We start from the raw sequence: 20042 nt of genomic DNA, 5'->3' as shown, positions 1-20042 counted from the left end.
CATGGAATCGAAACGGCGGGACCACCTGCTGACCCTGCTCTTTCTGCTGCTCACCCTGGCCCTCTTCCTTCTTCCCTCCTGGAAACAGGCTCCCGATTCGGCGGAGCGGGTGAAGGTCCGCATCCTGTCGACGGACAACTCGAACATGCGGCAGTTCGGCATCGTGCGGACCGGTGACCAGGGGCTCCGCATCCGGATCCTGGAAGGGAGCTTCAGGGGAACGGAAACCGACGCTGTGAACCATCTGGCGGGTCGGCTGGAGCTGGACAAGGTCTTCGTTCCCGGCGACATTGCCTTTGCCGTGGTGGACGCTGACGCCGGGCGGATCGCCAAGGCCAGCGTCCTGGACCATTACCGGCTGGACACCCAGCTCCGGCTGCTGGCCCTCTTCTGCGCCCTCCTCCTTCTCTTCGGCGGGTGGACGGGCGCCCGGGCCCTGCTCTCCTTCTTCTTCACCGGCGCCATGATCTGGAAGGTGCTGCTTCCCGGGTACCTCGCCGGACTTGACCCGGTGCTCATCTCCCTTTTTACCGCCCTTGCCCTCACCGCCGCCATCGTCTTTCTCGTAGGCGGGGTCGGCCGCAAGGGCACGGCAGCCTTCCTGGGATCCGCTCTCGGGATCCTGCTGACCTGCGGCCTCTCCCTCTATTTCGGCAGCGAATTCCGCATCCACGGCGCTGTGAAGCCCTTCTCGGAGACCCTGCTCTACAGCGGCTTCGCCCACCTCGACCTGACCCGCATCTTCCTGGGGGGGATATTCCTGGCGTCCTCCGGGGCGGTGATGGACCTCGCCATGGACGTATCCAGCGCCATGGCCGAGATCGCGGAGAAGCGGCCGGACCTCTCCCGGAGGCAGCTTGTCCTGTCCGGCTTCGCCGTGGGCAGATCGGTGGTGGGAACCATGACCACCACGCTGCTGCTGGCCTACACGGGCAGCTATTCCAGCCTGCTGCTGGTCTTCGTCGCCCAGGGCGTCCCCCTGGCCAACATCCTGAACATGCAGTACGTCTCGGCGGAAATACTCCACACCCTCGTCGGAAGCTTCGGCCTGGTCACCGTGGCCCCCTTCACCGCCCTGGCCGGCGGATGGCTCTTCACGGGAAGGGACCGCGGATAAACCGGGAGCGATGGTTTAAGCTGCAGGCAGGCAATCTAAATTCCTTCCGGGCCGAGATCCTTCCCCTGCGGGGAAGATCTCGGGCCTCCTGAAAACCAACTGCGAGATCCTTCGCGTTCGCTCAGGATGACAACCTGGTCCTGTCGTCCCGAACGAGCAAATCGATCGCATTCGCCCGGAATGACAGCCCTTTTTTGTCATCCTGAGGCCGGTATCTCGGCCGAAGGATCTCGCTTTTGATTCAGGAGAGACTCAAGCCCGAGATCCCTCCGCATTCGCTCAGGATGACAACCCTTTTTTGTCATCCTGAGGGCAGCATCACGCCCGAAGGATCTCGCTTTTGATTCAGGAGAGACTCAAGCCCGAGATCCCTCCGCATTCGCTCGGGATGACAACCCTTTTTTGTCATCCTGAGGCCAGCCTTTTGGCCGAAGGATCTCGCTTTTGATTCAGGAGAGACTCAGGCCCGAGATCCTTCGCATTCGCTCAGGATGACAACCTGCCCTCAGGACAACACCTCCGCCGCCTCGGCCACCGCACGCCAGGCGTCAATTTTCTGCTGCAGGCTCAGGCCGGCATGGGCCGGGCTGGTGGAGGGCAGGCGGACGAGCCGGAGGCCCACGTCAGGCAGGGACGGCGCCACCGAGCGCTTCCACGCCTGTTCGGCCTTCGCGCCGTTGAAGAACACCGTCCGGATAAGGGCATACCTCCGGAAAAAACCGGGAAAGTCGTTGGGCACCGCCGTGGACCCGAGGATGGACGAATCCAGGCTCCCGGGCCGCACGCAGGACGCCAGCACGTCCCACAGGGCGATGCGCCTCTCCGCCAGGGCGGCAAGACGCTCGACGTAGGGCAGGTCCCGCCGGATGTCCAGGACGGCCTCCATGATGGGCCAGAAGGCGTTCCGCGGATGGGCGTAATACTGCCCGGCCTTCAGGGACGCCTCTCCCGGCATGCTCCCCAGGAGAAGAACCACCGCATCGGGCCGGGCGGAAGGAGGGAAGCTGCGGACGGGATTCACCGCAGCCTCCCCGGTATGGTGCCATTAGTCATTCCTCTGCCTCCGGAACATGCGAAAATCAAGCCCGGGAGCCCGATTATCCGGGTCTTCCCGAAAGGAGGGCTGCCTCACTCTTTCAGGGTAACCAGATGTTCCTTTCCGTCTCTCGCATACACGAGAAAGATTGCGGATTTCTGGGCGGACTTGTTTGCAAGATACGATTGAAGGGCGTTCACGTCAAAATCCTTTGACGGGCGTCCATTCACCTCGACAATACGGTCTCCGGCAACGAGTCCGGCATCGGCGGCGATACTCGCTGAATCGATGTCCTTGATGACGATATGGCCATTTTCCAGTTTTGCTCCCAGGCGGATTCCAAGGGCCTTTTCCCGCACATTTCCGGAGCCGGGGAGCTGATTGACGGCTTCGCTGGAAATGTGCGCAACGGGAGTGCCGTCAATTGTGTTTTTGATTTCCTGGATAAAGGGGACCAGATGGTCAATCGGACGCTGTCTCGAAACGACCCCGACCGTGTCTGTCTGGGTGACCATCACTTTCACGTTCCCGTCTCTCTCGAGCAAATTGAATTTGACCTTGCAGAAGGTTGTCGGAACCCAAATGCCGTCCCCGAAGTTTTTGCCGACAATGACCTTGTTGGCGTCCACGTCGTCGATATAGAAATTTTTCCCCATCATGATTTCCAGAATAACGTCCTGAACCCGGGGTATGGTTGTCTCGTTGATGGTGGTTGTATAAATTGTGGCTGCCATGGCGGGCGTGGAGAAAAGAGCCATCAGAAGGACAAGGAAAGTGAATTTTTTCATTGAATTGCCTCCCTCAAAAAGAAAAGTTGTCTAAAATAACCCTGCCGTTAGAGATAGTACCACCCCGCAGCCCCCGGCAACCGAAAAACCATATCGATTGTCCCCGGAGGCCGAAAAACCCGGGAAGATATGGCGACTGTTTCAGCTCCTCCGCAGCACTTTCCCCGCCGTCGCTCCCGTGAAAACACCGTTTTTCACCGCGACCTTCCCGGCGACGAAGACAGAAGAAATTCCTTCCGGCTCCCCGAAGGGATCCTCGAAGGTGGCGCCGTCCCTCACAGTGTCCGGGTTGAAGAGCACCAGGTCGGCATCCATGCCGGGCTTCACCAGCCCCTTCTTCTGCAGGCCGAGCCGGGCCGCGGGGAAGCCGCTCATCTTCCGCACCGCCTCCTCCAGGCCCAGCACCTTTTCTTCCCGGACATACCTGCCCAGGACCCTCGGGAAGGCCCCGTTGGTCCGGGGATGGCACTTCGCCCCCGGCGCGGGGGGGATCGTGTCGGAGGCCACCATCACCAGGGGATGGGCCAGCACGTACTTCACGTCATCCTCGTCCATGTGGAAGTAGCACGCCGTGTCGGAGCCGCGGTTCGCCAGGATCACCTCGAAGGCGGCGTCAAGGGGATCTCGGCCCGTCATCTCCCCGATTTCGGGCAGCCTCTTCCCCTCGAATTCCGGCGTCTCCGGGGTATAGGCCACCAGGACACCCTCCGGGCCGCCGCAGCTCATCAGCATGTTCTCCCAGCCGTCCGTCGTCAGGATCTCCTGCCGGATGCGCTCCCGGAGGACGGGATCCCGGAGCCGCTCCATCAGCTTCTCCAGGCCGCCCTCGTTCACCCACGGCGGCAGGATGCTCCGGAGGGTGGTGCTGCCGGCGGTGTAGGGATACTGGTCCACGGTCATGTCCACCCCCCGCGCCCGGGCCTCTTCCAGCAGGGCAAGGGTCTCCCTCACCTTTCCGTGGTTTGCCCGCCCGGTGGCCTTGTGATGGAGGACCTGCGCCGGGATTCCCGCCCTCTCCGCCACGGCGATGGTCTCCCGCACGGATTCCACCACCCCGGACGACTCGTTCCGCATGTGGGAAAGATACAGCCCCCGCCGCTCCGTCAGCCCCCGGGCGATCTCCTCCACCTCTCCGGAAGCGGAGTACACCCCGGGAGGATAAATCAGGCCGCTGGTCATGCCGAAGGCCCCTTCCTCCAGAGCGGCCCGGGCCATCTCCCTCATCTCCCGCAGCTCGTCCGGCGAGGGAAGGCGGTTTTCGAATCCCAGAACGTTCAGGCGGATCGTCCCGTGCCCCACGAAGGACCCCACGTTGAGCCCGAGGTCCAGCCCATCCAGCACGTCAAGGTATTCGGCGAAGGACCTCCAGTTCCACTCCGGCGTCACTCCCGCCCTGATGAAGCCCGTGTAGGCATCCAGGAGGGACACCCGCTCGTCCCGGATGGGGGCGGCGCTGATGCCGCACTGCCCCACCAGGATGGTGGTGACCCCCTGCCTGAGCTTGGACGCCCCCGCACCATCCCCGAGCAGAAGGAAATCGTTGTGGGTGTGCATGTCGATGAAACCGGGAGCCAGCACCTCGCCCCCCGCGTCGATCTCCGAAGCGCAGGGCACTCCGGGCGGAAGGGTCCCCACGGCCTCGATCACGCCGTCCCGCACCCCCGCGTCGCCCCTGTACCAGGGCGTCCCCGTCCCGTCCACTATCCGCGCGTTCCGTATCACAAGGTCAAAATCAGCCACCGCAGTACCTCCGCTCTATTTTCTTCAGGCCTCAGGCCATCAGCTGCTCCAGGATATCCGCGTCCGCGGGGCAGAACTCGTAGTGGGGGATGTCCCCGGGGGTGATCCAGCGGATGTCGCTGTGCTCGATCTTCCGGGGCGTCCCCTCGGCAATGGACGCGTTGAAAACGGTCAGGTGGATGGTAATGTCCGGGTACTCGTGGACCACGTCCATGAACACTCCCCCCACCGAGAGGGTCACCGCAAGCTCCTCCCGACATTCCCGGACCAGGGCGTCCTCGGCCGTTTCGCCCGGCTCCACCTTCCCGCCGACGAATTCCCACAGCAGGGGACGGGCCTTGTCCGCCGGACGCCGGCAGATCAGGAATTTATCCCCGTTCCGGATAAGGGCTGCCACCACTTCGATCATGAGTCCATTCCTTTCGAGAGGCCGAAATCGTATTGAAGGTAGTCGGGAAGAGGTTCGTCAATCCAGATATCAAAGAGTAACGAACCTCTTGGATTATCAGTTTTTCTCGGGTTCTCAAGCTTACCAGTACCCACAAAGGTGAAGGGAAGCACGATGCCATTTTCCGATTCGACTTTCCCGATGAAAAGATGCCCTTAAAATAAGAATAAGACAGAGGAAACATGATCAAAGAGGGGCACCAAACCCAAATCTGGGGAAAACCTGGTTTCATTCAGGAGGGAAATGCGGGATTTCCCTGTATTTTTCACTCGAACGTATCCAGTCAGCGGTTTCCGAAAGGAGGGAGTCCCTTTCCCGAGATCCTTTTTTGCCGAATGCGCACTCCCAGACGATTAAGACACGCCATCCAGCCGCCAGAAGAGCTTCAACATTGCTCGCATCCCTTGCCTTGTTCCTGCGGAACTTGCTTTCCCAGAAAACCACCCGTTCCTTGGGAACCCTTGCATAACCGCAACCGTGCAGGTGCCAGAAACAACCGTTAACGAAGATGACAGCCTTATACCTGGAGAGGACAATATCAGGGCTCCCTGGCAATCCCCCCACATGCACACGGTATCGGAAACCGAGGGAATGCAGGGCAAGCCTCAGCGCCATTTCGGGTTTGGTATCCTTGCCCCGTATGGAGGCCATAACACGGGAACGTACCTCCTTACTAATCCTATCCATACAGAACCACTTCCAGAATTGGAAAGCGCAGCATAGCACACCCCCTATTACCAGGCCAGCGAATAACGGCCTTCCTGCCCAAAGACGCAGGGGAAGGGCCATACACGTCCCCATTAGTGTAAGCTTACCACTCCAATCATTGAATGGTTAACCGTGGAATTCAGATAATTTTTTTGTTCTACCACACCGAAGGGAAGTACCCTTCCAAAAGAGACCTCATCACCACGACTGTCCGGCAATTGTCCCTTTCAAGGGCTTCAGGCGCACAAAGCGCGGATCTCCCCTTGACACTTTCATCCAATCAGGCATGATGTGTTGACGAAGATTACCCAAAAGCTGACTGGTTTCCTGACGGATTCTCTTTAAACGGCGAGTAAATTGCATTCACATCCGCCATACCCTAGTATAACAAGGATTGTTCCTTTAAAAAAATGGAGGTCTCCCATCTTGTAGCGAACGGATGGAGAGGGTAAAGGCTCTTTTTTGCTTTTTCCCCCAACTTAGCACTATCTCAACATTCTCAGGACCTTGAAAACCGTAAATCGTTGTCATGACATGGAAAAAGCAGTTAAAACGCCCATTTTATTCCTCAGGAAGCGGGGCGTTTTCCGTACGAATTCCACGAACATCCCCTCCAGGATGGTTTCTGTCAGGGCGATTCCGGCCCGGACGGCGGATTTCAGCATCTCCAGAAGGAGAGCGAGCGACGCGACGAAGGATATATCTTCCAGCTCTTCGCAAAACCGGCAGAATAGTTCACCGTACGCCCGGTCATCCTCAGACCGTCTCAACTCGAAGGAGAGCATCATGTATCTCAGGAAGACAATGCTCGTATGGGCCACCAGGGAATCGTAGCTTCTGGTCTGGAATTCTTTCCCCAGGCGGAGCATGCTCTTACAGGCCTTGAAGAAGACCTCTATGGACCAGCGCTTCCCGTAGATCCGGACAACTTCTTCGTCGGGAACGGAAGTATCGGTGCACAGAACGGCCAGCCACTCCCGCTTTGCCCCGTTCTTCCTGTTTCTCACGAACACGACCTTGACCGGCAGGGGAGCTTCCTGGGAGTCCTTCCCGCTGTCTACCTCCACGAGCACGGAACCGGGGATATCCTTTCTATCCAATCCCGGGGAGGCCTGCTGGTAGAGGTCTGCGAGCTTCATCCGCTTCTTCGTTCCGTCCTTCTGCACTGCCAGGAACTGCAGGGAATTGAAGTCCTTGGCCATGGCGATGGAGCGGACGCCTTTCCTGTGCACGGAGTGCAGAAACTGGTTGGTGGCAAACCAGGAATCGAAGAGAAGAAAGTCGGCCTTTATGCCGTTCTGGAGCGCAGCGTCAAGAAGGATAAGGGCCGCTTCCGACGTCTTCATCACCGCTTCTTTCCGTCTCCGTGCCCCCGATGTTCTTCCGTCGGTGTCCGCGGCTCCGAAGAATCGTTTCTCCTCCTTGGCCGAACCGAGAAGGGAGAATGCCAGGGGCAGAAAGGACCTTCCGTCGGACCAGCCGAGGGAGAGCATGCGGAAACCTCTGAAGTATCGGTGAGCACAGTGGTCGTAGCATTTCGACAGAAGTTCCACCTTTTTGCTTCTGTTCCTCGAGTACATGGAATCGTCGAGGATCAGGACCCGGTCTCTTCTCTCCGTCGTGAGAGGGAGAAAGAAGGTGTCGAGAAGCCTCTTCGCGACGAGCAGGAGGAAGCGCCTCCAGTTGATCCGAGATTCCGAGAGGAAGCGGTAGAACGTGTCCTTGCCCCAGGGCAGGCAGTTCTCGCGCACCATCTCGAAGAAGGTCTTCCTGAGGAAGACGAGGGCGAAGAGAAACTGCAGGATCCTGACGGGGGGAATTCCCTTTCCTGTCCTGGCTGAGCGGTTGAAGAGCCCTGAGATGCCGAAGGTGTGAAAAAACGCTGCGGCGGAACAAAGAGTATCGTCGTCAGAGCCGGCATGATGTAAAATGGGAGTCACGGGAAGGCCTCCTTTTTGTAGTTTTGTTATCTCGCGACTACAATTTTACAAAACAGGGGCCTTCCTGTCATTTTTATCCAGTCATTTCAACGGTTTTTCGGCTGTCAAGGTCCTGCGAAAGTTGAGTAATTAAGATAATGTTTCTTTTCCTCCACAGAACAAAGAGAAGATCGGCAAGGTCGATCTCGTCTTCTTCGGGCAAACGGGGTGAAATGTCGGGGCAGTTTCCCTGAGTGGGCATGGCAGAACTCCTCCAGTATTTTTGTGTGAAATGAAGCAAATTATATCATTATTAGAATCAGTGGGGTGGCTCTTCCCTTGTACCCATTTCCTGAAGCTGTTGTGCGATATTTAGAGAAGAGTTGGTTAATTTACTTCTGTCACATTATTTTTTTCTGGAATTGACGGAGTAGGAGAAAGAGGCGATAATGAGAATGCTTTCATTGGAAGCTCCCCACAGGAGCAGAAGCTTGGAATGATGAGTTTATTGGTGGCACGGCATTATTATGAGAAAGAAGGTTCTCATTCCGCCTGGGAGTTTTGAGAAAATCTATCTCATAGGGATCGCTTTTTTATTTGCCGTTGCGGCAGCGTTTCTTCGAGTTGTTCAATTTAAGGAGGAGGTTTTGAGGATGAAAAGATTTTGGAAGTTCCCGGTTATGGCTTTTATCTTTACGGCGCTTTTGTTTGGCGCGCTGCCGGCGTTCGCGAAGGATTCAGGAGATGAAAGAGTCATCGAGGTAATCAGGTGGGAGTGTTTTGTGTGCGGTAAACAGTACTTTACCTTCGCCCCGGACGATATCGGAGGAAAAACAAAGGCCGAACACAAAATACCGGATTATCAGCAGAAGAACTGGGTCATGTTTTCCGATCCCGGGAAATCCATATCGAAATGCCCCAAATCAGGGGACGACGCCCATATGTTTTTTAAAAAAGAAGAGTTCAAGACGTCGCCCTATATTGTTCACGAACGGAAAAACGATTACGTTGTCTTGAAAAATGGAGGTCCCATCAAGACGAAAATAAAAAAATGGAGATGCGGATTGTGCAAGAAGGATGGTTTTTGCTTTGATGGCGACGACATGGATTTATGGGAGGGGCTCATATTCAAGAACCCTCAAAAAGTATTCAATATGGGGAGCGGAAGTTCAATTCCTGTGTGCAACTTCAAACTTATCACCGGAGAAGAATTAAAATGCCATATGGTCACGCTGGATTCTGCCAAAAACTACCCTTCCATTGAAATAGCCAAATTAATGTCAAATTTATGGTATTCAGATTAGCCGAGAAGTACGGCCACGAGGAGGCATGGAAATGAAAAGAATTTTGCTTTGGGGATTGGTTATCGGGGCTTTGCTTTTCGGGGTGTACGGCGAGGCCATGGCCGCACTTCCGAAGGACTATCGGGAGTTCAAAGCGCGCTACCAGGAAGAGGGACGCACCATGGAGGGAGCGGCGCACCTTTATTTCGAGGCGGTGTTCAGCTATTTGAACGAAAGCACCCGGGCGGAGGGGGCTAAAATGCTGCGCTATGCCATGTATCTGCCCATGCCCCTCGAACAGTCTAATAACTACAGGACTTTCGTCGAACGTCTGAATGATAGCGATTTTCACTATATTTTCCGAAGCTTCGCCGCAGGGACGACGCCGGAAAACAGCTATGCCATGTCTCCCCATAATTTTAAGCTCGATTTTGTTTCGAAGAGAAAAGAATCTGATTTCATCCAACTTTTTCTGAGGAGTTCCGGCGCGGACAGCCCCCGGTCGCTCTGGATGCAGGAGCAGAACGGCCTGTGGTATACCATAAACAATGCATCGACCTATGCGCAGGTCCGTGAACCCAAGACGGCTGTTGACGCGCGGCGCAATGCCCATGACGCCGATTACGACGTATTGCTGCCGAAGCCGGAGCAAGAAAAAACAAACTAGGAAAAGAACAAAAATCTCGATTCAGGCGTGGATTTAGATGATCTTTGGTGATCAACGAATTGAGGAGCAAAGACGGTCAGACCTGCACTCTAAAAATTTCTCCATGCTTCAGGGAGTCGAAAAAAGAAAGGTTTAAAAAACACTGCACCCTTCGGATAAAAAACACGCCTGAATCTAAACCGTACACCGGGGTCCTCTTATTTAAAAGGAGGATCCCGGTTTTTATCTTGCGCCGATTTCCGGAATATGATATATGAATATGTGAGCATATGTGCATATATCAAAGGGGAGGTTCATTATGGTCCCTCAAACTCCGTGGAAAACACGGCGAAACTGAGCCACCCGCGCGGAGTGTTAGAGCCACCGGCGCGCCGGCATGGAGCCGGTCAGGGCGAACTCCTGTAAGATCGAATTACCGTCGGAAGACGGAATTTACCTCAGAAGGTATTCAATTGTCAGATTTTCTCACCATTGTCCGGGCCGTTTACAGCGGCCTGAGTCAGCGCAAGGTCGCCGCTACGCACGGGGTGTCCAGAAACACGGTGTCGCTGTATCTGCGAAAGGCACGGGATCAAGGCTGGCTCACCCTGAAAGACCTGGACGCATTGGACGACACCGCCGTGACGCAAGGCTTGCTGCAAATCACCGCCCCGTCACGAGACGCAACCTTCAAGATGCCCGACTTCGACTATGTGCATGCTGAACTGGCCAAGCCCCATGTCACCCTGAAGCTGCTCTGGGAGGAGTACGTTGAACAATGCCGCCAAAGCAGCGAGCGCTTTTACATGGAGACGCAATTCCGGCGGTACTACCATCTGCATGCCAGGGTTCACAAGGCAACCATCCGGCTGGAGCACAAACCCGCGTTCTCGCTCGAAGTGGACTGGGCCGGCGCAAGGATTGCCTTCTTCGACGCGGAGAGCGGAAAGATGTCTCAGGCTTCGTTGTTCGTAGCCGTTCTGCCGTGCAGCGGGATCATCTACGCCGAGCCGTTCCGCGACGAGAAGATGCCCTCCTGGATTTCCGGTCACGTCAACGCCTTTCAATATTTCGGCGGCGTTCCCAAGACGGTTATCCCCGACAATCTGAAAAGCGGCGTCAAACGCTCCGATTTCTACGAGCCCGACCTGAACAGGACATATCAGGAGATGGCTGCCTATTACGGAACGGTCATACTGCCCGCTCGAGTCCGCAAGCCCAAGGACAAGGCGTCCGCGGAAAACGCCGTATTGATTTCGTCGCGAAAAATCATCGCAAAGCTCCGCAACATCCGGATCCTGTCCTTCCCGGACCTGCAGCAGCACGTCCGCACTGCCCTCGAGCATGTCAATTCCGCGCCCTTGACCGGGAAAAGCGAGAGCCGCTGGACATCTTTTCTCGCCGAAGAAAAGGATTGCCTTTATGTAAAGTTTTCATAAAGTCAAGTCCTTCCTTGCCCAGGTTCTCGGACAGGCCGCCTGCAGGCGTTTTCTGAATACCCGCTACGTTCAGCTGCCCGATCTGCTGGACGAGTTGAAAATGGCCAGAACCAAGGGGGTGGAAGCCTTTAATCGCCTGAGAAAACAGTTTATCAAGTACGACCTCCTGATTATCGACGAATGGCTTCTGTTTCCCATCTCCGTGGAGGACACCCAGCTGCTGCTCTCGCTCGTCGACCGGAGGCACAACCACCAGGCTACGATCATTGCCTCCCAGTTCGAGCCCGCCGAATGGCTGGACCAGATTCCTGTCCCGGTTGCCGCCGAGGCGATAACGGACCGACTCTGTTCACAGGCGTACAATATCGTCATCAAGGGCAAAAAGTCCATGCGTGAAGCAGCCCGGGATTGATCTTCAGGTTATCAAGGTGCAGAGCCGCTTCGTTCCAATGGGGTGGCTTTCACCCCGCGCGCCGATGGATCTGTTTAAGCGCGGAGGCGGCTCTCATATCTGCGAGCAAGTGGCTCTAAAAAAACGCGTTTCGCACTCCGGAAACTGAATCCACCCGTTCTGTTAATTTCCTGGCCTCTGCCATGCCGGCGGAGGAAACCCTCTCCGAACTGGCCGATCTCTTTCACGTCCTCGGCGATCTTACCCGCATCCGTATTCTCTGTGCCCTGTCTATCTCGGAGCTGCGGGTGAGCGAGATTGCTGAACTTCTTTCCATGAGTTCCTCCGCCATCTCCCATCAGCTCCGGGTACTGAGGCAGGCCCGGCTGGTACGGTTGACTCGAAACCTGGATTCCCGCCCACTCATAACGAGCCTGGAGGCGGAACACCCAGCGCGACATAGATTTGTTTCTGTTTCTCCAAAACTTCGCCGACAAGCAGTCTTTGCCCCGGATGCTCAAAGCATTCGATCACATCAAGTTTATCCAGAAGTCCCTGAAGGGTGTAGTCCCTGAACAGGCCCGTATCCTGCATCCGCTTCTTTATGTACGACAGGTAAATCAGGGCGATGAACTCAACGAACAGTTTGCCTTCGAGGCTTTGTTCCGAAGAAACAAGAGTTCGCCTCATGTTGAGCCGCTCCTTGAGGTTGCCGAAGGCCTTCTCGACCAGGTCCTTGTTGCGGTAGAGCTCAAGGGCGGTGACTGCGTCCATGGTCTCGTTGGTGAGCAGGGCGAAGAAACCTAACAGCTCTTTCTCTTTGGCCACAGCTTCCTCCCTGACGGTGACTCTGATCCCCCGTTTGGGTGCGGTCCTGATGTCGAAGTACCTGCTGTACCCGGCCTCGTGCTCCGGAACCCTTTTGCCCGACTCGAGTTCGTTCCTGAGGGCGATCAGCCGGCGGTCGAAGGCCTTCTCTTCCTCGGCCGCCCTGTCGATGTTGTAGTAGTAGTGCACGTAGATGCGCCTCGGCTCCGAGACAGTATCCCCCTTGTACGGACGGTATTGCCTGTAGTTCCATTCGGCCTGCACCGTATGGCAGTAGAGCCCGTACGTGTCGTTGAAGCGGTCGTAGGAGCGGAACTGCCCGTATATGGGTTCCAGATTCTGCCTGACGAAGGACAGGGACATCTTCCCCGCGATCAGGAACTTGACATGCTCCCTGAAGAGGGCGTTGAGGTTGTCCTCGCTGTAGAACCCCCTGTCCATGACCAGCTTGACCTTTGAGTATCCGAGAATGTCCAGCTCCGACAGAAGAAGCTTGACCGTCTTCACGTCGGGGATGTTCCCGGCCATCTTGCCGTAGTAGAAAGGAAGCCCGGAGCTTTCGCCGAAGACAAGGGCCAGGTTCAACTGGGGCAGACGGTCGTTCTCCTTGTTGTTGCCGTAGAGAACCTGCCTGAGGCACTCGGAGCAGCTTGATATGGAGGTGATGTCATAAGCCCAGAACTCATTCTCCAGACGGCGTCTCCCCTGAAGCCTGAAGAACTCGTTCTTCCCTTCTTCCGTGATGGACGCGAAGAGCTCGCTGCTGCGCTGGGAGGTGATGCTCTCCCCGCAGGGGTGTTTGTGAAGGGTGCTCCACTTCTCGAACCGGTAGAGCGGGTTCTTGTCCTCCAGAATAAGGTAGTAGGCTATGGACAGGATCTGCCTGAAGGTCTTCGGGAAGCACCTCTTCAGGTCCTCGGTGATGCCCAGCTGTTCCCCGATGGCATCGAAGAGCCAGGTCGCACCGTAGAAGAGCCTCGCGGTCCGGGTGGCCGGAACGGGGCCGGGCTTGGCCGCTGTCTCCCCGGCTCTTTTCTTTCGTCCCCTGCCGTCGGTGGGACTGATCTCGCCTGTTTTTTCATCGACCCGGCCGACCAGGGTCCGCTTCGCCCGTGACTGCTTTTTTTCCTTGTCCCAGTAGGAGACCGATTCATAGGCGTAGGTGATCCCGGAGCGTTTGTCCTTCTGGAAGACAATGCTTGCCATAGCCCCACCTCCTCGTTACGTATATATTATTACATAACGATGAGCACGTCAAGTACTTTTGTTGTCAAAGTTCGATTGTCACTGGATTTATTGCGGCTAACCCGGCGTTCTCGTTAGGTGTGGCCGGGAATCCAGGGGATAAGGGCTGCCACCACTTCGATCATGAGTCCATTCCTTTCGAGAGGCCGAAATCGTATTGAAGGTAGTCGGGAAGAGGTTCGTCAATCCAGATATCAAAGAGTAACGAACCTCTTGGATTATCAGTTTTTCTCGGGTTCTCAAGCTTACCAGTACCCACAAAGGTGAAGGGAAGCACGATGCCATTTTCCGATTCGACTTTCCGAATAAACAAAAAGGCTTTTGTACTTTGGATCAGTTCTTGCTGATTCTCAGGCTTAAGACCTGCTTCGCATTCCCATTGAAACAAGTTTGCCTGCAGAAATTTGTCCTTATAATTCAAATGCTCCTGAATACTGGCATCTTTTTTTATCGAAGCAAAAATGTAGACGACGCCATCATAGACATAGGTTCCCTTCATTGTATATCTCGGGTTTTTGCAAAGCTTGAGCTGAACCTGATCGATGCGGTAACTTGCCCATAACTTAAAATCGTCAGCATCGTCATAATCAACAACATAACGAGTCAGTCCATAAACCAACAAATCTTGAACATACTCGACATACTGGTCATCTAATGGTGCATTCAGCTTAATTTCATCGTTTTCGGTCGAGATAAAACCAGATTCCATCATATACTTTTGAGCGTGTACAGCCTCTTCATTCCGGAAGTTTCTCATATTTTCTGAAAGCTCATGTTCTATCGCGGAGCGGTTGCAAACTCCACTTATCAAACATTTGTACATCACGAATTCGTGCTGACGAACGAGGGGCAGCATGGAGGAGAGGTAGTTGATGAAGAGAATTTGCTCATCAGAAAAAACAGGCAAATCTTTTTCCTGTATACCTCGAAGGAAATTATAATACGAGCTCGTCTTCTTGCCATCAATTTTGACGCTCATGAAACGCAATATATCCGGTGCACAATCATTATTAAGGTAGTCCATATGCTTGGGGGCATGTTCTGATCCGATATACTTCTTGAAGTTAAAATAGTCTTGTTTTAAATAGGAAAGGCTATTGAAGTTCTCGTTTTCCAGAAAGTTCACTATTTCCTCTTTACTGAGATCATCAATATGTATTTCCACACCGTACTGACCTAGGCCCAGAGCCATAAAGTTGTCTTTTACTAGCGATTTCATCAACCGCTTTTCCACAACAAAATTTGCAGCTAATCGGCTCAGGGCAAAAGCTATTTGCACACTACGTCTATAACTGTTTCCAATAAAATCAAGGACCGTCACGTATTCTTTTCCCGTGTATTTTCTGAGCCCACGCCCAAGTTGCTGAGTGAAAACCGTTGATGACTCCGTTGGTCGAAGAAACAACACCATGTTGATTCCCGGAATATCAACACCCTCGTTCAAAATATCCACAGTAAAAAGAATTTCCAGTTCAGTCCTGTCACTTTGCAGATCATTGTATGCGCGAATTCTCTCCCCCACGTTGTTTTTTCCGGTTAAATAGGCTGTATGATAGCGGTCGCTCAAAGCCTCACACATCATTCGGGCGTGGGTAACATTCCGGCAGAAAGCAAGTGCCTTTAATTTCCCCACAGGACGATGGGTTTCAATTGCTTCGCATATAAAGTCACAATGCCTTTCGTCCGCCATCTGCGCGATCATGCGTCTTTCCTGGTTTCTATTGAGACCATACTCAACGAGTGTGTCGCGGATCCCGAAATATTTGAACGGTACAACCAGATCGTTGGCAATAGCGTCCCTGAGACGGAGTTCATAGGGTACATTCCCATCAAACAGTTCAAAGACGTCCTGATTGTCCATACGCTCTGGCGTTGCTGTCAAACCCAGAAGAAATTCCGGCTCAAAGTAGGAAATAATCTTTTTGTAAGTAGCTGCAGTTGCATGGTGGCATTCATCGACTACGAGGTAATCAAATTCGTTTCTTTTGAACAATTCAAGAGACCGGCTCATGGTCAAGTTCGTCGCGAATACAAAATTTGCATCCAGATCTTTGCTTTCCCCACTGAAAACACCATAACTCACATTACTACCGAAAACATTCTGAAATGTCTCCAGCGACCTCTTTAAAATCGAGCCTTCATGGACAACGTACAGCAAACGTTTGGGATTAAAGTTACAAGCATCAAAAGCCGTTAGATAGGTTTTTCCGCTCCCTGCAGCCGCGACAACAAGTGCTTTTGACAAACCCATCGCTCGAAAGCGATTCAACTCCTTCAGCGCTCGCCTCTGCATAAAGTTTGGCTTTATCTCCCTATTTTCAAGGTCATAGTCCATATCCCAGCGTTCAATGGCGTAATGCAATTTATTCGCGTACTGGTTGAGAATTTCACTACTGAGGGGATGAGTTGTTTCCCAAAGAGTTTGAAATTCGCTCTTGGCCTTAATAAAGGAATTTGTTGGGACGGAGTCGCTAATTGCAACGTCCCATTCAATATTTTGCAAAAGAGCGTACCGGGTGATGTTCGATGAGCCAATAATGACCTCATATCTGTTGTCGAACTCAAAAAGATACCCCTTTGAGTGGAAGCCCAGGGTTGAATACTGCTCATTGGAGAAGCTTTCGAAATCCAGATGGCACTCGAAGTTTTCATGTTTTGCCATTAAACTAAAAAAGCTCTTGAGAGATTCTATATCAGTAAAATTCTGATACGTTGAGGTGATAACGCGACCGAAACACCCCCGTTCAATTGCGGCTTCTATATCTTTGAACAACAAAACCAAACCGGCTTTTTTGATAAAACTCACCGAGAAATAGAATGCCTTGCACTTGCGTAGGTTTTCTTTGATGCGATCCAGAAAGACTTGATCTGTGTAGTTTGTTAGGAAATGGTTTTCCATTCTTCGCATCCCCACTCATTTTTTCACGCCTCTTACTTGAGGCCTGCGTTTTGCTTTTTATGCCATTTCAAGATTAATTTAGTAAATATTTTAAACTATTGTGTTCGCCCCCGTGAGCAAAGTCAATATGATCCCCATTATGGCAGAAAATTTATGCACTATCCTATCATTTACGGAACTTACTCCTTCCGGATTTGATTGTCCCGCCATTTCTCGAGAGATTCCAGGATCTCGCCCAGGCATGAGCCCACTACCACCTCCTCGCCGTCGTCGCTCCATCCCCTGTAGAGGATGGAGCTGACGATCTCTCCGTTGTCCGGGACGCTTCTTTCAGAGATGGAGAGACGGAGGCCGGCACCGGCGACGGCCTTCCTGATGAACTGTCTTTCGTCCCGTCTTTTCAGGCCCAGGAGGCTCTGCCGCACCTCCCGGGCGCTGTTCCCGGCCGCGACCCAGCCGCCCCTTTTCCGCCACCCGCCATACCGGACGGTCCCGCCGTTGCCGTCGCTTACGTTTTCGCCAAACTCAAGCCCGGCGTCTTCCATCAGTTTGCAGATCATGTCCCTCATCGCGGTTCCTCCTTTGCTGTCAGTTTTTCCCCAGGAGATCCATGAGCCGCTCCACGGCGCTCCGGGAGAGGAGGAAGGGGTTTTCGCCCCCCTTGACCCCGGCGAGCTCCCTGTTCATGGCCATTCCCCTGGCCCCGCAGGAGAGGAGAAGGTTCAGCAGGAGGCCGGGGCTGTAGAGGGTGTTGGGGTAAAAGGCGGCGTGGACGATCATCCCGTCACTGTAGGTGTAGCTGCCGAAGCCGTACCCCGCCGGGTCGGACCCCAGGAGCGGCATGTTGAGGGAGAGGGCTTTCCGGATCCATTTTTCTTCCTCCCCCTTCTTTCCCGAAACGGGGAAGAAATGGGTGATCAGCAGGCCGTTGCCGTAGAAGGGGTGAGATTCCTCCGCCGACATCCTGCAGAGGGAGGAAAAGGTCCCGAAGGGGAACTCCGCCGACAGCCCGGGCCCGCCGGCTGTCGCCAGGAGGACGGGGGGCATGTTCCCGAGCAGGTCGGCCGCGTGCTGGAATTCGGGGGCGGTCCACCGGGACGGCTCCCTTCCCTGGGCGGAGATGAACGCGGGGAGCAGGTCCGAGATATTGTCCCACCCTTCCCGGATGCCGTTTTCGGGATGGCCGCTGACGGCGTTCTCCAGACTGAAGTCCCCGAATTTGTCCCCCAGCCTCTGCGCCTCGTGGATCTGCATGGCCGCCGCGATGCTGAGGAGAATGTTCATCCACGGGCTGATCTCCTCGTAGACAAGGGCCCAGGAGCAGAGGTCCAGGGTTCCCCGGCGGGGGTCGTAGACCGGCCCCGCCAGGGACGCGAAGGGCATGAGGGTCATGTTGACGGCCTTCAGGGCGTCGCCGTCGAGGCTGCGGACTTTGAACAGCTCCGTCCGGACGGATATGTAATAGCCCCTCTCGCCGGAAGGCCCGTCGGCCTCGCCCACCACCTCCACCGTCTGGGCCCGGTCGGTGGGCCACCACCGGAACCCGTTGTCCGTCCTGACCGACCATTCCCCGCCGGCCTTGAACTGCTTCCCGTACATCCATTCGATGGTGTCCCTGCCCGTGTACATGGATTCATTCCTCCCCTTCTGCATTTTCTTCATCTTCTTCCGCTTCATGGTGTGCGCGGAAATACTCCGTGACCCTTTCTCGCAGGGCCTCGTCGAATTCAGGGTAGAGCCGGGACTCTCCCCAGAAGAAGCCGAGCTGCCCTTCCAGGTCGTCGGGGTAGTTGTTTTCCAGACACTCGAAGAAGTCCCACCCGGTGATCACGAGGTCCAGCAGGCGCCCGAGGGTGAGGGGCCGGACGGAGGTGCACATGTGTTTCCTGTTGAGGGTCTCGCCGTCGTATTCGTCGTCAACCCTGACCCGGATACGGTTTTTTGTCCGTTTCGCCCGGACGGAGAGGACGTCGTAGGTGGTGGACCGGATGGTCAGCCGGGCGATCTCCAGCTCTCCGGGCTCGCAGGGCAGAAGGAACTCCCCTCCCATGCACATGGGGTGGATCCGTCCCCAGGCCGTCCTGTGCCGTTCGCTGAGCTCCTCGTTGCCGAATCCCTCCGGAACGGCGTCCATGCCGCCATCCCGTACCATTTTCCGTACGGCTTCCCGCCTGGCGGCGCCGGTGATCCGGCTGAGCATCAGATCCTCCGGGTCGGTAGGCTCAAAATAACCTTCGGGGCGCCAGGAATAGTCGATCATGCTCATGGGCAGTTCCTCCTTCGGTGAATAAATTTGATCCGGTTCCTGAGAACCCGGATAATGGCTCCTGGGGGAGAGCCCTTCGGCCGTCATGGCCCCTGAACCGGAACAGATTCAGACAACCGGCGGAAAGTGCTCTTTCCCGTGTTCATGGATTCATTCCCCCCTGTCCCGCAGTCGTGAAACAAGCCAAAAGATCAGGCACGCCGCAATCATCGGTATTCCTCTTTCTCCAGCGGAGCGGCTCCGGTCCGTCAGGACTGTTCCGTTTTCCCGGCGGTTTGGTAAAAACGCTCCGTCACCTGTTCCCGCAGGGCCTCGTCGAAATCGGGGTAATGCAGGGACTCTCCCCAGAAGAACCCGAGCTGCCCTTCCAGGTCATCGGGGTAGTTGTATTCCACGCTTTCGTAAAGGCTCCAGGCACCGGTGAGAAAATCCAGCAGGCTCCCGAGGGTGAGGGGCCGGATCGAGGTGCGCGTGTGCTTTTCGCCGAGGTTATCGCCGTTGTACTCGTCGTTTATCCTGTAGCTGATGCGGTTCTTCCCGTATTTCGCCCGGACGGAGACGACGTCGTAGGTGGTGGACCGGATGGTGACCCTTGCGATCTCCACTTCGTATTCCCGGCACGGCGGCAGGTATTCCCCTCCGAGGAAGGAGGGGTGGAATAAGCCCAGGGTCCTCCTCTCGTCATGGCTGAGGGTTGCCATTTCAAGCCCCTCAGGAACGGCGTCCGTCCCGCCCTCTTCTATCATTTTCCGGACAACCTCCCGCCTGGCGGCGCCGCTGATGCGGCTGAGCATCAGCTCCTCCGGGTCGAAGGGCTCGGAATAGTCTTCGGGGCGCCAGGAATAGTCGATCGTGCTCATGGGCAGTTCCTCCTTCAGGAAATGGGTTCCGGTTCAGGCGAACCGGTAAAAAAAGACAAAAAAAAGGCCTCTCCGAGGAGAGGCCTGTGGCCGCCATGAGGCATGGACCATGAATGATCCGTGCATGGGTCTCCTCTTATCATCCGCCCCGAAATTATCGGGGCGCTGGTGTTGGCACCACGCCTTTTCAGGCAGGTTGCCGGGCTTCATAGGGCCAGTCCCTCAGCCACTCTGGATAAAAGTTTTCAGTTGTCAGGGTTCATATTCAAATCATACTCTTTTTTTCGAAAAGGTCAACAGTTTCCGTCGAACCTAAATCCGCAGGTTCCTTCCCTCAAGTAAAGGGATAACTCCCCGGACGGGGAAATGAACTGTTTTCGTTTCCCCGTTTCCTTTCTTTCTTACCCTTTTTCAGGTTTTTCAGGTCTT

Annotated in this window: 18 protein-coding genes, 2 pseudogenes and 1 riboswitch; of the genes and pseudogenes, 6 read left to right on the top strand and 14 right to left on the bottom strand. The window is 55.0% G+C overall.

The genetic code is table 11. The annotated features are described in order from the left end of the window. The first annotated feature begins 1 nt into the window (after nt 1). Nucleotides 2–1117: a YibE/F family protein gene (locus tag C8D99_RS12405; protein ID WP_133958779.1), complete on the top strand. Its 1116-nt coding sequence runs from the start codon at nt 2–4 to the stop codon at nt 1115–1117. Between the two features lie 505 nt (nt 1118–1622). Here C8D99_RS12405 and C8D99_RS12400 read toward each other — a convergent pair. The 8 genes from C8D99_RS12400 to C8D99_RS15250 form a co-directional block, all read right to left on the bottom strand. After that, entirely contained in the window at nt 1623–2138 is a 516-nt protein-coding gene (locus C8D99_RS12400) for a DNA-deoxyinosine glycosylase (protein WP_133958777.1), read from the bottom strand. Between the two features lie 107 nt (nt 2139–2245). Then, nucleotides 2246–2941, bottom strand: a complete 696-nt coding sequence (locus tag C8D99_RS12395; RefSeq protein WP_133958775.1) for a PDZ domain-containing protein — start codon at nt 2939–2941, stop codon at nt 2246–2248. Between the two features lie 141 nt (nt 2942–3082). Then, nucleotides 3083–4681 (bottom strand): N-acyl-D-amino-acid deacylase family protein, encoded by a 1599-nt coding sequence (locus C8D99_RS12390; protein WP_133958773.1) that lies wholly within the window; start codon nt 4679–4681, stop codon nt 3083–3085. A gap of 31 nt (nt 4682–4712) precedes the next feature. Next, nucleotides 4713–5090 (bottom strand): (deoxy)nucleoside triphosphate pyrophosphohydrolase, encoded by a 378-nt coding sequence (locus tag C8D99_RS12385; RefSeq protein WP_133958771.1) that lies wholly within the window; start codon nt 5088–5090, stop codon nt 4713–4715. Beyond that, nucleotides 5087–5242, bottom strand: coding sequence for a hypothetical protein (locus C8D99_RS15455; RefSeq protein WP_208321183.1), 156 nt, complete (start codon nt 5240–5242; stop codon nt 5087–5089). The genes C8D99_RS12385 and C8D99_RS15455 overlap by 4 nt, the downstream gene beginning before the upstream one ends. Nucleotides 5243–5357: 115 nt before the next feature. Further along, nucleotides 5358–5816, bottom strand: a complete 459-nt coding sequence (locus C8D99_RS12380) for a very short patch repair endonuclease (protein WP_133958769.1) — start codon at nt 5814–5816, stop codon at nt 5358–5360. Nucleotides 5817–6364: 548 nt separating this feature from the next. Next, nucleotides 6365–7777 (bottom strand): IS4 family transposase, encoded by a 1413-nt coding sequence (locus C8D99_RS12375; RefSeq protein WP_166670174.1) that lies wholly within the window; start codon nt 7775–7777, stop codon nt 6365–6367. A gap of 73 nt (nt 7778–7850) precedes the next feature. Continuing rightward, entirely contained in the window at nt 7851–8018 is a 168-nt protein-coding gene (locus C8D99_RS15250) for a hypothetical protein (RefSeq protein WP_166670173.1), read from the bottom strand. A gap of 265 nt (nt 8019–8283) precedes the next feature. Between C8D99_RS15250 and C8D99_RS12370 the strand changes: the two genes are divergently transcribed. The 5 genes and pseudogenes from C8D99_RS12370 to C8D99_RS15580 form a co-directional block, all read left to right on the top strand. Continuing rightward, nucleotides 8284–9060, top strand: a complete 777-nt coding sequence (locus C8D99_RS12370; RefSeq protein ID WP_133958765.1) for a hypothetical protein — start codon at nt 8284–8286, stop codon at nt 9058–9060. Between the two features lie 31 nt (nt 9061–9091). Next, a complete protein-coding gene (locus tag C8D99_RS12365; RefSeq protein ID WP_133958763.1) occupies nt 9092–9706 on the top strand; it encodes a DUF6935 domain-containing protein in 615 nt (204 codons plus the stop codon). Nucleotides 9707–10158: 452 nt separating this feature from the next. After that, nucleotides 10159–11124 (top strand): IS21 family transposase, encoded by a 966-nt coding sequence (gene istA / locus C8D99_RS12360; RefSeq protein ID WP_166670172.1) that lies wholly within the window; start codon nt 10159–10161, stop codon nt 11122–11124. Nucleotides 11125–11140: 16 nt separating this feature from the next. Beyond that, nucleotides 11141–11536: pseudogene (locus C8D99_RS12355) on the top strand (ATP-binding protein); the annotation flags it as partial. A 182-nt stretch (nt 11537–11718) separates the two neighbouring features. Continuing rightward, nucleotides 11719–11907: pseudogene (locus C8D99_RS15580) on the top strand (ArsR/SmtB family transcription factor); the annotation flags it as partial. A gap of 31 nt (nt 11908–11938) precedes the next feature. Here C8D99_RS15580 and C8D99_RS15575 read toward each other — a convergent pair. The 6 genes from C8D99_RS15575 to C8D99_RS12320 form a co-directional block, all read right to left on the bottom strand. Continuing rightward, the gene (locus C8D99_RS15575; protein WP_133958755.1) at nt 11939–13549 is read right to left on the bottom strand and encodes an IS1634 family transposase; all 1611 of its coding nucleotides are present in this window, start codon (nt 13547–13549) and stop codon (nt 11939–11941) included. 160 nt (nt 13550–13709) lie between these two features. Then, nucleotides 13710–16487, bottom strand: coding sequence for a DUF3427 domain-containing protein (locus C8D99_RS12340; protein ID WP_166670171.1), 2778 nt, complete (start codon nt 16485–16487; stop codon nt 13710–13712). A gap of 179 nt (nt 16488–16666) precedes the next feature. Beyond that, on the bottom strand, nt 16667–17047 hold the full coding sequence (locus tag C8D99_RS12335) for a hypothetical protein (protein WP_208321181.1): 381 nt from the start codon (nt 17045–17047) through the stop codon (nt 16667–16669). A 28-nt stretch (nt 17048–17075) separates the two neighbouring features. Further along, nucleotides 17076–18116 carry a hypothetical protein gene (locus C8D99_RS12330; RefSeq protein WP_133958749.1) on the bottom strand — a complete coding sequence of 347 codons (1041 nt, stop codon included), beginning with the start codon at nt 18114–18116 and terminating at the stop codon, nt 17076–17078. A 4-nt stretch (nt 18117–18120) separates the two neighbouring features. Further along, entirely contained in the window at nt 18121–18753 is a 633-nt protein-coding gene (locus C8D99_RS12325) for a hypothetical protein (RefSeq protein ID WP_133958747.1), read from the bottom strand. A gap of 248 nt (nt 18754–19001) precedes the next feature. Further along, a complete protein-coding gene (locus tag C8D99_RS12320; RefSeq protein ID WP_133958745.1) occupies nt 19002–19613 on the bottom strand; it encodes a hypothetical protein in 612 nt (203 codons plus the stop codon). Between the two features lie 133 nt (nt 19614–19746). Beyond that, nucleotides 19747–19855, bottom strand: a riboswitch (SAM riboswitch). Nucleotides 19856–20042: the final 187 nt, after the last annotated feature.

It is taken from the genome of Aminivibrio pyruvatiphilus, assembly GCF_004366815.1.
GTDB classification, from domain to species: Bacteria; Synergistota; Synergistia; order Synergistales; family Aminobacteriaceae; genus Aminivibrio; species Aminivibrio pyruvatiphilus.
This window is presented reverse-complemented; position numbering and strand designations above follow the sequence as displayed.

Coding starts and splice junctions, on each gene's coding strand:
- C8D99_RS12405 (WP_133958779.1), top strand. CDS start 2: ATGGAATCGAAACGGCGGGACCACCTGCTGACCCTGCTCTTTCTGCTG.
- C8D99_RS12395 (WP_133958775.1), bottom strand. CDS start 2,941: ATGAAAAAATTCACTTTCCTTGTCCTTCTGATGGCTCTTTTCTCCACG.
- C8D99_RS12385 (WP_133958771.1), bottom strand. CDS start 5,090: ATGATCGAAGTGGTGGCAGCCCTTATCCGGAACGGGGATAAATTCCTG.
- C8D99_RS12380 (WP_133958769.1), bottom strand. CDS start 5,816: ATGGATAGGATTAGTAAGGAGGTACGTTCCCGTGTTATGGCCTCCATA.
- C8D99_RS15250 (WP_166670173.1), bottom strand. CDS start 8,018: ATGCCCACTCAGGGAAACTGCCCCGACATTTCACCCCGTTTGCCCGAA.
- C8D99_RS12370 (WP_133958765.1), top strand. CDS start 8,284: ATGAGAAAGAAGGTTCTCATTCCGCCTGGGAGTTTTGAGAAAATCTAT.
- C8D99_RS12365 (WP_133958763.1), top strand. CDS start 9,092: ATGAAAAGAATTTTGCTTTGGGGATTGGTTATCGGGGCTTTGCTTTTC.
- C8D99_RS15575 (WP_133958755.1), bottom strand. CDS start 13,549: ATGGCAAGCATTGTCTTCCAGAAGGACAAACGCTCCGGGATCACCTAC.
- C8D99_RS12340 (WP_166670171.1), bottom strand. CDS start 16,487: ATGGAAAACCATTTCCTAACAAACTACACAGATCAAGTCTTTCTGGAT.
- C8D99_RS12335 (WP_208321181.1), bottom strand. CDS start 17,047: ATGATCTGCAAACTGATGGAAGACGCCGGGCTTGAGTTTGGCGAAAAC.
- C8D99_RS12330 (WP_133958749.1), bottom strand. CDS start 18,116: ATGTACACGGGCAGGGACACCATCGAATGGATGTACGGGAAGCAGTTC.
- C8D99_RS12325 (WP_133958747.1), bottom strand. CDS start 18,753: ATGAGCATGATCGACTATTCCTGGCGCCCCGAAGGTTATTTTGAGCCT.
- C8D99_RS12320 (WP_133958745.1), bottom strand. CDS start 19,613: ATGAGCACGATCGACTATTCCTGGCGCCCCGAAGACTATTCCGAGCCC.